Annotated in this window: 12 protein-coding genes and 1 riboswitch; of the genes, 5 read left to right on the top strand and 7 right to left on the bottom strand. The window is 72.6% G+C overall.

Features of this window, described 5'->3' with window-relative positions; all coding sequences use genetic code 11:
• Positions 1 to 37: 37 nt before the first annotated feature.
• The 5 genes from AB0958_RS22165 to AB0958_RS22145 all read right to left on the bottom strand — a co-directional run bounded on the left by AB0958_RS22165 (position 38) and on the right by AB0958_RS22145 (position 5,378).
• Positions 38 to 613 (bottom strand): GNAT family N-acetyltransferase, encoded by a 576-nt coding sequence (locus AB0958_RS22165; RefSeq protein ID WP_366892174.1) that lies wholly within the window; start codon positions 611 to 613, stop codon positions 38 to 40.
• Positions 614 to 840: 227 nt separating this feature from the next.
• Positions 841 to 2,319 (bottom strand): FAD-dependent monooxygenase, encoded by a 1,479-nt coding sequence (locus tag AB0958_RS22160; RefSeq protein WP_366892173.1) that lies wholly within the window; start codon positions 2,317 to 2,319, stop codon positions 841 to 843.
• Between the two features lie 13 nt (positions 2,320 to 2,332).
• A complete protein-coding gene (locus AB0958_RS22155; RefSeq protein WP_366892172.1) occupies positions 2,333 to 3,523 on the bottom strand; it encodes a DUF6545 domain-containing protein in 1,191 nt (396 codons plus the stop codon).
• A complete protein-coding gene (locus tag AB0958_RS22150) occupies positions 3,520 to 4,863 on the bottom strand; it encodes an MAB_1171c family putative transporter (protein WP_366892171.1) in 1,344 nt (447 codons plus the stop codon). Before AB0958_RS22150 ends, AB0958_RS22155 begins: the two co-directional genes overlap by 4 nt.
• Positions 4,860 to 5,378, bottom strand: a complete 519-nt coding sequence (locus AB0958_RS22145) for a toxin (protein ID WP_366892170.1) — start codon at positions 5,376 to 5,378, stop codon at positions 4,860 to 4,862. Before AB0958_RS22145 ends, AB0958_RS22150 begins: the two co-directional genes overlap by 4 nt.
• Positions 5,379 to 5,624: 246 nt before the next feature.
• Here AB0958_RS22145 and AB0958_RS22140 point away from each other — a divergent pair, with 246 nt between their 5' ends.
• Entirely contained in the window at positions 5,625 to 7,082 is a 1,458-nt protein-coding gene (locus AB0958_RS22140; protein WP_366892169.1) for an aldehyde dehydrogenase, read from the top strand.
• A 6-nt stretch (positions 7,083 to 7,088) separates the two neighbouring features.
• Positions 7,089 to 7,322, top strand: coding sequence for a ferredoxin (locus AB0958_RS22135; protein WP_132886524.1), 234 nt, complete (start codon positions 7,089 to 7,091; stop codon positions 7,320 to 7,322).
• A gap of 396 nt (positions 7,323 to 7,718) precedes the next feature.
• Here AB0958_RS22135 and AB0958_RS22130 read toward each other — a convergent pair whose 3' ends face one another.
• Together AB0958_RS22130 and AB0958_RS22125 are read right to left on the bottom strand one after the other, a co-directional pair.
• Positions 7,719 to 8,363, bottom strand: coding sequence for a 1,4-alpha-glucan branching protein (locus AB0958_RS22130; RefSeq protein WP_366892168.1), 645 nt, complete (start codon positions 8,361 to 8,363; stop codon positions 7,719 to 7,721).
• Positions 8,364 to 8,467: 104 nt separating this feature from the next.
• A riboswitch (TPP riboswitch) is annotated at positions 8,468 to 8,649 on the top strand.
• Positions 8,650 to 8,657: 8 nt separating this feature from the next.
• Positions 8,658 to 9,287 carry a TetR family transcriptional regulator gene (locus AB0958_RS22125; RefSeq protein ID WP_132886522.1) on the bottom strand — a complete coding sequence of 210 codons (630 nt, stop codon included), beginning with the start codon at positions 9,285 to 9,287 and terminating at the stop codon, positions 8,658 to 8,660.
• A gap of 220 nt (positions 9,288 to 9,507) precedes the next feature.
• Here AB0958_RS22125 and AB0958_RS22120 point away from each other — a divergent pair, with 220 nt between their 5' ends.
• The 3 genes from AB0958_RS22120 to AB0958_RS22110 are packed head-to-tail and all read left to right on the top strand — an operon-like array spanning position 9,508 to position 12,733.
• The gene (locus AB0958_RS22120; RefSeq protein ID WP_366892167.1) at positions 9,508 to 10,902 is read left to right on the top strand and encodes a glycosyltransferase family 4 protein; all 1,395 of its coding nucleotides are present in this window, start codon (positions 9,508 to 9,510) and stop codon (positions 10,900 to 10,902) included.
• Positions 10,896 to 11,666 carry a class I SAM-dependent methyltransferase gene (locus AB0958_RS22115; RefSeq protein WP_366892166.1) on the top strand — a complete coding sequence of 257 codons (771 nt, stop codon included), beginning with the start codon at positions 10,896 to 10,898 and terminating at the stop codon, positions 11,664 to 11,666. The genes AB0958_RS22120 and AB0958_RS22115 overlap by 7 nt, the downstream gene beginning before the upstream one ends.
• On the top strand, positions 11,663 to 12,733 hold the full coding sequence (locus AB0958_RS22110) for a prenyltransferase/squalene oxidase repeat-containing protein (RefSeq protein ID WP_366892165.1): 1,071 nt from the start codon (positions 11,663 to 11,665) through the stop codon (positions 12,731 to 12,733). The genes AB0958_RS22115 and AB0958_RS22110 overlap by 4 nt, the downstream gene beginning before the upstream one ends.
• The last annotated feature ends 95 nt before the right edge of the window (positions 12,734 to 12,828 follow it).

The following is a 12,828-nucleotide window of genomic DNA, read 5'->3' as shown; positions in this document are numbered from 1 at the left end:
GTCCCACGGCCACCGCTCACTATAACTAGAACTGGTTTCAGATCCGACGGCGTGCGGTGAAGTTCCCGCTCCGCGCGGCCGCGTCCGCCGCCGTGATCCGGTACAGCACGTTCGAACGGAGCGGTCCTTCGGGCGCGGCGGGGTCGTCGAAGTCGCCGGCCGGGTCCCGGGTCATGCCGATCCGGCGCATGACGGCCTGCGAACGGAGGTTGCCGGCCGTGGTCACGGCGAGGATCTCGGGCAGCGCGAGCACGCCGAAGCCGTGGGCCAGCACCGCCAGCGCGGCCTCGGTGGCGTAGCCGTGGCCCCAGGCCGGCCGGGCGAGCCGCCAGCCGATCTCCACCCCGGCGAACGGCAGGTCGTCCTCGACGTCGTCCAGCCCCGCGAAGCCGATGAACTCACCCGTGGCCCGCACCTCGACCGCCCACCACCCGTAGCCCCGCCGGTCGAACTCGGCCCGGAACCGTGTCACGGAGGCGTCGCTCTGCTCGCGGGTGAGGACGTCGCCCAGGTGCTCCCGCACCGCGGGGTCGGCGTTCATCACCGCCCAGGGTCCGAGGTCGGCGTCACGCCAGGGGCGAAGGACGAGGCGTTCGGTGCGCAGTTCGGTCATGCGCCCCAGCCAACGCGCACCCGCCCTCGTGGGCAAACGGTTTCCGCCGCCGGACCGCCGCTCCCCCCGGCGATCGGACCGACCCGGAAGGGGCCGCGGTGGCCGCGGTGGCTTCGGCGGTTTCGGCGGTCGTGGCGGTCGTGGCGGTCGTGGCGGTCGTGGCGGTCCCGGCGGTCGTGGCGGTCTTGGCGGCTTGGGGGGTCGGGTCCCCAGGGTGGCGGAGGCGGCTATGTGGCCGGTTGTGGCCGGTCGGTCAGCCGGCGCAGGATCTCGTGCTCCGCCCGAGTGAGCGGCGGGCCCGACAGGCGGGGGAGCGGCGGGCCGGCCAGCGCGGCCGTGACCACCGCCGGCCGCAACAGGCGCAGCGGGCCCGCCTTGACGCTGGTGACGTCCCAGAGGGCGGACGCGGCCGGGTAGGAACCGGTCGCCGCCCGGACCAGCCGCCGGGTGTACCTCGCCGAGATCCGGTCCGCGAGCGTGGGGCCGCCGCCGACGATGCCCGGGTACAGGACGTCCGAGCTGACGGCGAGCGTCCAGGCGGCCTCGATCGGCTTGGCCGCCTCCCGCTGGGCCCGCCGGGCGAGACCGGGCGTTCCCCACCGGTCGCGCACCGTGCGAGCGAGCGCCAGAGCACTCAGCGCCGCCACCGACATGCCCTGTCCGTACAGCGGGTTGAAGGTGGCCAGGGCGTCCCCCAGCACCACCAGCCCGTCCGGCCAGGCGGGCGCCTTCTCCAGGTAGCGGCGGGCATTGCTGGAGCTGTGGCTGGTGAAGACGGGCGTCAGCGGTTCGGCTCCGGCGACGAGCTGCCCCACGATCGGGTGCGGCAGGTCGAACGCGTACTGCAGGAACTTCTCCTCGTCCTTCGGCGGCTCCCCGCCGCGCGAACCCCCGAAGCTGACCATCCAGCGGGCGCCCCGCGCGTCGTCCTCGATCGGAACGACCATCCCGCTGCGGCCGGGCTCACCGGTGAACGGATCGGGCTGGACGAGGGTCAGCGGCCATCCCTCCGCACCGGGCGGAGTCCGGAAGATCCGGGTGGAGTTGACGAGTCCGGTGTCCAGCGTGCGCTCCTGGATACCGGTGATCCCCACCTCCTCGAGCCAGGTGACGATGCGGGACCCGCGGCCGCTCGCGTCGACCACGAAGTCCGCGGCGAGATCGGCCTCCGCACCGTCGGCCGAGACCCGCAGCCCCTCCAGGGCGGTGAACCGCGGCGCGAACCCGGCACCGCCGACGGCGGCGACCCGCACCCCGGTCACCCGCGCGGCCGAGCCGAGGAGGGCACGGGCGTGGGCCCGGTGCACACTGATCCCCCGGTATCTCATGACGGCGGTGCGCACAGCCCAGTCGAGGAGCGCCCGCGTGCAGGTGACCATGTGGTGCCCGTCGCGGCTCCAGCGACGGAACCACCCCTCCGGGGTGAGCGCGAGCATGCCCTTGGCGAGGGATATCTCCTTGGCGCCGGCGTCGCGAAGATGGTCCCGTATGTCGACCGACGCGGGGACGAGCGCGTCGATGGCCTCCAGGCCGCCGGCCATCAGAAGATGCGCGTGCCGTCCCTGGGGAACCCCCCTGCGGTGGTCCGGGCCGCCGGGCAGGTCGTCACGGTCGAGCACGATCACCTCGTCGACCACGGGGGCCAGGGCGGCTGCGGCCAGAACGCCCGCCGTTCCGGCGCCGATGACCACGGCTCTGCGCGGCATGAGACTCCTCAAGTCACTCCTGTGAGGCCCTCACCGTAACCTTGTTCGCCTCGCCGGTGAGCGGCAACCTCCTCAGCGCGCGGGCCAGTTGCACCAGATCCCCGGTGCCGGGACCCGCGGTGGCCCGCAACCGGTACCGGTCGGCCCCGCCGGGATCGTCCAGGGCGGGTTCCCGGCCCGGGTCCTGTGCGCCGCGCGCCGCCGTCACGACCATCGCGGCCTCGCAGACGACGCGGGCCTGCTCGGGCGTGTGGCCCCGCGCGCGAGCCGCGGTGTACGCGGCGCGGCCGACGCTCTTGTCGAAGGCGGGCGTCAGCTGGAGGAGCGCGTCGTGGATGGACAGCTCACGCCACTGGAGCCACGCCTTGGGGAACTGCCACCAGGACGGCGCCGGCTTGGGGACGGTGGTCAGCTCCCGCACCGCGGCCCACAGGGGGGCGAGTTCCCGGTAGTCCCACAGGCTCCGCCACTGTTCACGGGCCGCGGGCAGCAGCCGGGGCAGGACGAAGCCCGCGCTGCAGATCAGGGCTCCCAGGGACGCCATCGGCGGGGCGACGTCGGTGGACAGGAAGTCGAGGTCGTGGCCCGTCCAGCGGGCGACGACAGCGGTGATCTTGCCGAATTCGAAGCCGACGACGTCCACGACGATCCCGATGAGGATCAGCCACAGTCCCCGCCGGAGCAGGCCCGTCACCGTCCGCGCCCACTTCAGGCAGACCGCACACATGATCAGGGCGCACACCCCGTGCCCGAGCAGGTAGAGGGCGATCATCTCCCGCATGCCGGGCGTGGTCGAGTAGTAGGTGTCGAGGTCCCGCAACCGCTCGACCGGGGCATCGGCCAGGGCGAACAGCACGATGATCGCGGTGATGAGGAACGCGCATCCGGCGATGACGCGGCAGACCAGCCGCCGCACCCGGGCGGGACTGCCGCCGCGCCAGGTGATCAGCAGGACGAGCAGCGAGCAGCTGTACGCGGTGATCAGCGAATAGGTCAGCGGCGCGCCGAAGTTCGGGACGCCGGTGGCCGCGTTCACCGCGGACAGGGTGACCGGGGCGGAACACGTGAAACAGCAGGCGGCAAGGGCGAGGTTCGCGCTGGTGGATGCCGTGAGCGGGTTGCGCAGCGCGGCTCTGGGTTTCGGTGACAGCAGCACGGCGGACACGGCTAACAGCGCGGCCGCCGAGTAGACGACGAAGCTCATGCCTCTGGTCCCCCCTCGACCCCGGGCCGCGGGGACAGCGCGCCGGAGGGTGTGCGGGCCTGCTCCACGAGGGCGGAGGCGGAGGCGGTGGAAGCAGGGGCGGAGGCGGAGGTGGCGGAAGCAGGGGCGGAGGCGGAGGTGGCGGAAGCAGGGGCGGAGGCGGAGGTGGCGGAAGCAGGGGCGGAGGCGGAGGCCGAGAGGGCAGGGGAAGCGGGGGCCGACTCGGCGAGGGCGTCGGCTACGTGGACCAGGTCCGTCACGTTCTTCACGACCCGGAGCTGGAGCGGCAGGTGGTCCGTGCGCGACGCGAAGGCGGGCCGCCCGGCGCGCTCCCTGCGCACGGCGGTGGCGACCGTGACCGCCAGCGCCGCGGTGTCCGCCCGCCGGGGGCCGTCCGCCTGCCGGCTCTCCCGGGCGTACACCCGGTCGAACAGGTCGTGATCGAGGTGCGGTTCCAGGGCTTTCAGGCCGTTGTGGATGTTCGTCTCGCGCCAGGTGAGCCAGAGCCCCGGGGAGAGCGGCCGCGGCATGCGCAGGGACCTGCGGACGTTGATGTCGGCGAGTTCCCGTTCGAGCGGCCGCAGGCGGCGGTAGGTCCGCCAGGAGTCGTACCAGTGGGTCAGGCGCCGTCCCAGCAGCGGCAGGAGGACGCCGGTGACGCTGAGGAAGGCGCCGATCCCGGCGAACCCCGGTGAGAGGTCCGTACTGAGCACCGACCAGTCGCGGCCGCTCCAGCGGGCGGCGACGGCGACGAGCTTGCAGACGCTGTACCCGGCGCCGGTGATGGTGCCGACGCCGAGCGTCACCAGGCCGACGCGCAGCCGGCCGGTCACGGCCCGCGCCCAGCGCAGCGACCGGACGCCGGTGACGGTGACGGCCGTCAGGTGCGCCACCAGGTACAGGACGATCATTTCCCTGATGAAGGGCGTGGTGGCGTAGTAGGTGTCGAAGTCGGACCGGCGCTCCGTGGCGGCGTCCCCGAGCGCGAACAGGATGCCGATGGCGACGATCACGGCGGCGTAGCTGAGCATCCAGCAGCGGGCCGTCCGGTGCACGCGCGGGCCGCCCTGCCAGTACACGACGAGGACCAGGGAGGAGGCACTGTAGGCGGTGATGCTGGCGTAGGTCAGCGGAGCCGCGAGGTTCGGGACGTGGCCGACCTCGTTGATCACGCCCACGGTCGGCGGGGCCCCGAGCAGGAAGCACAGGCTGGCCAGGGCCAGCACCGCGGTGATGGCGCGCAGGTACGGATCCCGCCGGTGTACGAGCAGATCGCGCAGCTTCGGCGCCAGGCCCACCCACAGCACGCTGCAACTGCCGTAGTTGATCAGGCCGCTCAAGGCTGCGTCCCACGGTAGTCGAGTGCGGCGCCGATCCGGCCGGCGAGATCACTGGTGCCGCCGCGCGCCGCGTAGACGGAGTCCGGAGCCGCCCGCAGCCAGGGGCGCAGTCGTCGGGCGACGAGCAGCCCGAAGCTCTCGGCCTCCTTCTCGGCGGCCTCGACGAAGTCCGTACGCGCGGCGGTGGCCAGCTGCTCCGGGCCGATCGACTGCGCCTTGTGCATGTGCCACACCTCGTGGCCGAAGATGACGAGCTTGTGCCAGTCCGCGGCGTCCTTCTCGATGACGATGTGGTCGACGACGCCCGCGTCGGGGTTGTGCTGTTCCATCCACATCCCGGTCGTGCGCAGGAACGGGGGGAACGACCGCCTGTGCACGATCACGGGGCGCCCCCGCCACCGGTTCACGGAGTCGACGAGGGCGTCGAAGAGCACATCGGGATCCGCCGGAACCGGAACCCGCAGCGGCTCGATCAGCGCATCCGCCAGCCGGTGCATCTCTTTCCTCTTACGCACGCCTCTCCCCGGGAGCGTCGAACGCCGTGCAGAACCCCCGCGGTGTGGACACGGGTGGGTCGCAATATGCCAAGTGTCGCGCGACTCGGCCACCTCCATGGGCGCCCGGCCGGGACGGATGGCCTGACGACAGCCATGAGTGGCGGGGAAACGGCTGCTCAAAGCCTGCTCGATCGCGCCCCTGGCTTAGTTGAACTAGAACTGGTATCAGTCCTGAGACATCGTCAGAAAGGGTGGCGGGGCGCCATGACCGAGTTCCTGGAGCACGGACAGCTGTTCATCGGCGGGGAGTTGACCGACCCCCTCGGCAAGGACGTCATCGAGGTGGTCTCGCCGCACACCGAGGAGGTCTTCGGGCGGGTGCCGCACGCCTCGCGGGAGGACGTGGACCGGGCGGTGGCGGTGGCCCGGCGGGCCTTCGACGAGGGGCCCTGGCCGCGGATGACGCTGGACGAGCGGATCGAGGTCGTCACCCGGATCAAGGACGCGATCGCCGTACGGCACGAGGAGATCGCGCGGGTGATCTCCTCCGAGAACGGCTCCCCGTACTCCTGGAGCGTCCTCGCGCAGGCGCTCGGCGCGATGATGGTGTGGGACGCGGCGATCAGGGTGGCGCGCGACTTCACGTACGAGGAGACGCGCGACGGCGTGCTCGGGAGGATCCTGGTGCGGCGGGAGCCGGTCGGGGTGGTGGCCGCCGTGGTGCCGTGGAACGTGCCCCAGTTCGTCGCCGCCGCCAAGCTCGCCCCCGCGCTGCTCACCGGTTGCACGGTGGTGCTGAAGCCCTCCCCGGAGTCCCCGCTGGACGCGTACATCCTGGGCGAGATCACCAGGGAGGCCGGGCTGCCGGACGGGGTGCTGTCCATCCTGCCGGCGGACCGGGAGGTGAGCGAGTACCTGGTGTCCCACCCCGGCGTCGACAAGGTCTCGTTCACCGGGTCGGTGGCCGCCGGTCGGCGGGTGATGGAGGTCGCGTCGCGGAACCTCACCCGGGTGACCCTGGAGCTGGGCGGCAAGTCGGCGGCGGTCGTGCTGCCGGACGCCGACGTGTCCGCCGCCGTCGCCGGGATCGTCCCGGCCGCCTGGATGAACAACGGGCAGGCGTGCGTCGCCCAGACCCGCATCCTCGTCCCGCGCTCCCGCTACGACGAGTTCGCCGAAGCCTTCGCCGCCGCCGCGAGCGCCCTGAAGGTCGGCGATCCACTCGACCCGGCCACCCAGGTGGGGCCGCTGGTCGCCCGGCGCCAGCAGCAGCGGAACCTGGACTACATCCGGATCGGGCTGGAGGAGGGCGCGAAGATACTCACCGGCGGCGGGCGCCCGGCGGGCCTCGACAAGGGGTGGTACGTCGAGCCGACGCTCTTCGGTGACGTCGACAACTCCATGCGGATCGCCCGCGAGGAGATCTTCGGGCCGGTGATCTGCCTGCTCCCCTACGGCGACGAGTCGGAGGCCCTGAAGATCGCGAACGACTCGGACTACGGGCTGAGCGGCAGCGTGTGGACGGCGGACGTGGCGCACGGCGTCGAGGTCGCACGCCAGGTCCGTACCGGCACGTACTCGGTCAACACCTTCAGCCTCGACATGCTCGGGCCGTTCGGCGGCTACAAGAACTCCGGTCTGGGGCGGGAGTTCGGGCCGGAGGGGTACGGCGAGTTCCTGGAGCACAAGATGATCCATCTGCCGGCCGGGTGGGAGGCGTGACGGGCCATGGGTGACCGCTGGCACGTCGAGGTCGACCGGTCGATCTGCATCGGCTCGGCCCAGTGCGTCCACCGCGCCACCGGCTCCTTCCGCCTCGACTCCGCCATGCAGTCCCACCCCGTGGACCCGGAGACGGACGCCAACGGCAGGATCCTCGACGCGGCGGAGAACTGCCCGGTGGAGGCGATCACGATCACCCTCCTGGACACCGGAGAACCGGTCTTCCCTCCGGAGGACTGACCGGAGGACTGACCGGAGGGCCGACCGGCGGGCACCGCGGGACCGACTGAAGGGCCGACCTACAGCGACCGCGAGCGGATGACGGGGCCGGTGGGGTGGGTCGCGGGGCTGGTCGGTGGTGGCCGGTGGGGCCGGTGGCGGGGGTTGCGGGGCTGGCCGGTGGTGGCCGGTGGGGCCGGTGGCGGGGGTTGCGGGGCTGGCCGGTGGTGGCCGGTGGGGCCGGTGGCGGGGGTTGCGGGGCTGGCCGGTCGGGCCGGGGGCCGGGGGCGCGGGGTTGAGCGGGTGGCGGAGGGGCTGACCGGCGGTGGTCTGCGGCCGGGCGGTGCCTCGTGGCAAGGGCCGCGAGGCACCGCCCGGTGGTGGCGGGGGCGGGCGGTGTCTGGGGGAGGGGGGAGGTCAGGTGGGGCGGTGGGTTCGGCGGGGTTCCACTGTGGCGAACACGGTGCGGGGGCGGGTGCCTTCCGGGTGGTCCCAGGCGCCGGTGACGTGGCCGAGTGCGTCCGCGGGGGGTGTCGAGCCGGGGACCAGGACGCGGTGCAGCCGCAGCACCAGGTCGGTGTCCGGCACGGCGAACTCGGTGCTCTCGTCCGTGTCGACGGGGGCGCCGAGCCCGGACAGGGGGCCGTCGCCGGTGTACCCGCGGGCCACCTCCCGGTCGGGCGTGTCGGTGAGGCTCTGCGCCTGCGCCTCGGCGCGGCCCTCGATCAGGGCGAGCAGCTCCGCCGTCAGCACCGGGTCGTGGCAGCCGTCGTAGGCCCACCTGGTGCCGAGCACCCCGTGCTCCGTGGTGCCCACGAGCGCGTGCTCGGCGCCCTCCAGCGGCGCGCCGCGGTAGGTGAGCGGCACGAGGTACGCGGCCGACCCGTCGGTGACGACCATGAACTCGATCCCGACCTCACCCTCGGGGTCGTCGAGCCGGAACCCGCCGGCCTTCGCCACCTCCGGTACGGCGGGGCCGTGGTACCAGGGGCGGGTGGGCAGCCAGGCGGAGAGGAGTTCGACCTTGGTGGGCTTGAGGGTGGTGCGGTGGATGAGTGCCATGGGGCGATTCTCCCCGCGGCCGGACTCCGGTGTCGGATAAACGTAAAAAATGCGTTCTGGGGGGTTCTCATCCGCTCCGTGCGTTCTATCCTGAAAACAGCCTACGAGGCGAGTGAGGGAGTCCGAGCGGAGTAGCCGACTCAGGCGTGACGCAGATGCAGAGGCATCCGCCGGTGCCGACGTCGACGGTCGGGCTGAGAGGCCGGAAGGCAGCGGTTGGGCCGAACGGCGACCCCCATCACCTGATCCGGACCATACCGGCGAAGGGAACCCGTCTCGTAGGTCTTCGCGTGCCTACGCCCGCCCGCCCGGCTCCGTCAGGTCGATCAGCCGGCACACCGTCTCGATGTCGATCTTGACCTGGGCGATGGAGGCGCGCCCGGAGAGCCAGGTGATCAGCGCCGAGTGCCAGGTGTGCTCGATCACGCGGACGGCGGAGAGCTGGGCCGGGGTCGGGTCGGTCAGCCCCATCGCGTCCAGGATGATCGCCGTGGTCTGCCGGGAGACCTGGTCGACCTCGGGGGACACGCTGCGGTCGGCGAAGGTGAGCGCCCGCACCATCGCGTCGGCCAGGTGCGGCTCCCGCTGCAGCGCCCGGAACGCCCGCATCAGGGTCTCGGCGACCCGCTCGGACGCCGTCTCGCCCGCCGGCGGCTTCTTGCGCAGCGTCCCGTGCATGTGCTCCAGCTGGTCCTGCATGGTCGCGACCAGCAGATGGACCTTGGACGGGAAGTAGCGGTACAGCGTGCCGAGCGCGACCTGGGAGGACTCGGCCACCTCCCGCATCTGCACGGCGTCGAAACCACCCCGGCTGGCGAGCTGCGCGCTCGCGTGCAGGATCCGGCGGCGCCGCGCCTCCTGCCGCTCGGTGAGCGGGGGAGAGGCCGGCCGGGCGCTGATGTCCACCTTGGCTTCCGCAGGCATGGGTCCCGTCCGTGACAGTCGGTGAGGGCAGTGCTCAGGGCGAGTGATCAGACAGCATGGCAGGGGTTCGCGTCGTGGCGCGAATCACCTGATCCACTGCTCACTCCGCCCCTACCTGCCGGTAGATTCAGAGCCTCCTGAACGATCAAGTCTGTAACTTGTTCTAGATTAGCGTCCCGGCGTAACCTCGCGGGAAAGTGCAGGGAGAAGGGGGCCCGGAGTGACCGCTGAGGCCAGGCGGGCGGGTACCAAGAAGGAACCCGCCGCCGACGGCGAGCGACCGCTCGACATCGCGCTCCTCACCTATAAAGGGAACCCGTTCTGCGGCGGCCAGGGCGTCTACGTACGGCACCTGTCCCGCGAGCTGGCCCGGCTCGGCCACCGGGTCGAGGTCATCGGCTCACAGCCGTACCCCGTCCTCGACGAGGGATACCCCGGCCTCACCCTCACCGAGCTGCCCAGCCTCGACCTCTACCGCTCCCCGGACCCCTTCCGGACGCCGAAGCGGGACGAGTACCGGGACTGGATCGACGCCCTCGAGGTCGCGACCATGTGGACCGGCGGCTTCCCCGAACCCCTGACGTTCTCCCTGCGCGCCCGCCGCCATCTGCGCGCCCGCGCCGGGGAGTTCGACGTCGTCCACGACAACCAGACGCTCGGCTACGGCCTGTTGGGGGACATAGGCGCGCCGCTCGTCACCACGATCCACCACCCCATCACCGTGGACCGGCAGTTGGAGCTGGACGCCGCCCAGGGCTGGCAGCGGCGCTACTCGGTACGGCGCTGGTACGCCTTCACCCGGATGCAGAAGCGGGTCGCCCGCCGGCTGCCCTCCGTGCTCACCGTCTCCGGCACCTCCCGCCAGGAGATCGTCGACCACCTCGGCGTCCGCGAGGACCGCGTGCACGTCGTCCACATCGGCGCCGACACCGACCTCTTCGCGCCGGATCCGGCCGTGCCCCAGGTGCCGGGCCGGATCGTCACCACATCGAGCGCGGACGTCCCCCTGAAGGGTCTGGTGTACCTCGTCGAGGCCCTCGCCAAGGTGCGGACCGAGCACCCCGCCGCCCACCTCGTCGTCGTCGGCAAGCGGCCCACCGAGGGGCCCGTCGCCCAGGCCGTGGAGCGGTACGGCCTCGACGGCGCCGTGGAGTTCGTGAAGGGCATCTCCGACGCCGAACTCGTCGACCTGGTCCGCTCGGCCGAGGTCGCCTGCGTGCCCTCGCTCTACGAGGGCTTCTCGCTGCCCGCCGCCGAGGCCATGGCCACCGGCACCCCGCTGCTCGCGACCACCGGCGGCGCGATCCCCGAGGTCGCCGGGCGCGACGGGGAGACCTGCCTGGCGGTCCCGCCGGGCGACGCCGACGCGCTGGCCGCCGGGCTCGGCCGACTGCTGGGCGACCCGGAGCTGCGGGCCCGGCTCGGCCACGCGGGCCGTGAGCGGGTGCTGCGGCACTACACCTGGGCGCGCGCCGCGGAGGGCACCGTGGCCCGCTACCGCGAGGCCATCGCCCGCCGCCCCGCGGCGCACCCCGCGGCCACGACCCCCGGCCGCCCGGCGGCCGCCCCCCGCGCAGACGTTGCATCCACTCCCGAAAGCAGGGCCACGTGCTGACCGTCGACTTCTCCCGGTTCCCGCTCGCCCCGGGCGACCGAGTCCTGGACCTCGGCTGCGGGGCCGGCCGGCACGCCTTCGAGTGTTACCGGCGCGGCGCCCGGGTCGTGGCCCTCGACCAGAACGGCGAGGAGATCCGCGAGGTCGCCAAGTGGTTCGCGGCGATGAAGGAGGCCGGTGAGGCCCCGGCGGGCGCGACGGCCACCGCCATGGAGGGCGACGCCCTGGCCCTGCCCTTCCCCGACGAGTCCTTCGACGTCGTCATCATCTCCGAGGTGATGGAACACATCCCCGACGACAAGGGCGTCCTCGCCGAGATGGTGCGGGTGCTCAGGCCGGGCGGGCGGATCGCGGTCACCGTGCCCCGCTACGGCCCCGAGAAGGTCTGCTGGGCGCTCTCCGACGCCTACCACGAGGTCGAGGGCGGCCACATCCGCATCTACAAGGCCGACGAACTGGTCGGGAAGATCAGGGAGGCCGGGCTCCGGCCCTACGGCACGCACCACGCGCACGCGCTGCACTCGCCGTACTGGTGGCTGAAGTGCGCGTTCGGCGTCGACAACGACAAGGCGCTGCCGGTGCGCGCGTACCACAAGCTGCTGGTCTGGGACATCATGAAGAAGCCGCTGGTCACCCGGGTCGCCGAGCAGGCGCTGAACCCGGTCATCGGCAAGAGCGTCGTCGTCTACGCGACCAAACCGCACCTGCCCGCGGCCGGCGACGACACGAACGCCCCCTCGGACGCCGAGGCGGCCGCCAAGTGACCACTCCCCGGACAGAACACCTCGTCCTGCCCGGGGTCCTCACCGCCGAGCAGGCCGCCGCGACCGTCCGCGGCATCCTCGCCGTGCAGCGGGAGGACGGCGCGATCCCCTGGTTCCGGGGGCACCACCTCGACCCCTGGGACCACACCGAGGCCGCGATGGCCCTGGACGCGGCCGGTGAGCACGAGGCCGCCGAGCGGGCGTACACCTGGCTCGCCCGCCACCAGAACGAGGACGGCTCCTGGTACGCGGCCTACGCCGACGGCGCCCACGACGACGTCACCGACCGGGCCCGCGAGTCCAACTTCGTCGCCTACATAGCCGTCGGCGTCTGGCACCACTACCTCGCCACCGGCGACGACACGTTCCTCGACCGGATGTGGCCCGCCGTCTACGCGGCCGTCGAGTGGGTGCTGCGGCTCCAGCAGCCGGGCGGTGAGATCGGCTGGCGCCGCGAGGACGACGGCACGCCCGCCGACGAGGCGCTGCTGACCGGGAGTTCGTCCGTCCACCACGCGCTGCGCTGCGCGCTCGCCATCGCCGAGCAGCGCGAAGAGCCGCAGCCGGACTGGGAGTTGGCGGTGGGCGCGCTGCGGCACGCGATCCGCAGGCACCCCGAGCGGTTCCTGGACAAGGACCGGTACTCGATGGACTGGTACTACCCGGTCCTCGGCGGGGCGCTGACCGGCGCGGAGGCGGGCGCGCGCATCGAGAAGGACTGGGACCGGTTCGTGGTGCCCGGGTTCGGGGTGCGCTGCGTCGTCCCCAACCCGTGGGTCACGGGCGGGGAGTCGGCGGAGCTGGCGCTGGCGCTGTGGGCGGTCGGGGAGTCCGACCGGGCGTTGGAGATCCTCCAGTCCATCCAGCACCTGCGGGACGCCGAGTCGGGGCTGTACTGGACCGGGTACGTGTACGAGGACGACGCGGTGTGGCCGCGGGAGCTGACGACGTGGACGGCGGGGTCGTTGCTGCTCGCCGTGGCCGCGCTGGGTGGGCATGATGCCACGTGCGCGGTGTTCGGGGGTGGGGAGCTTCCCAACGGGCTTGAGGTGGATTGTTGCGCCTAGGGCCTGTCTGACAATTCCCGTCGTCGCCCGGAGGGCGGCCGCGCGGCGTCAGGTGCGTGCTCTCGCCGCACCGGGCCCTGATCCACGTACCGGAC

This window comes from Streptomyces sp. NPDC006655 (genome assembly GCF_040703965.1).
Taxonomy (GTDB): Bacteria; Actinomycetota; Actinomycetes; order Streptomycetales; family Streptomycetaceae; genus Streptomyces.
This window is presented reverse-complemented; position numbering and strand designations above follow the sequence as displayed.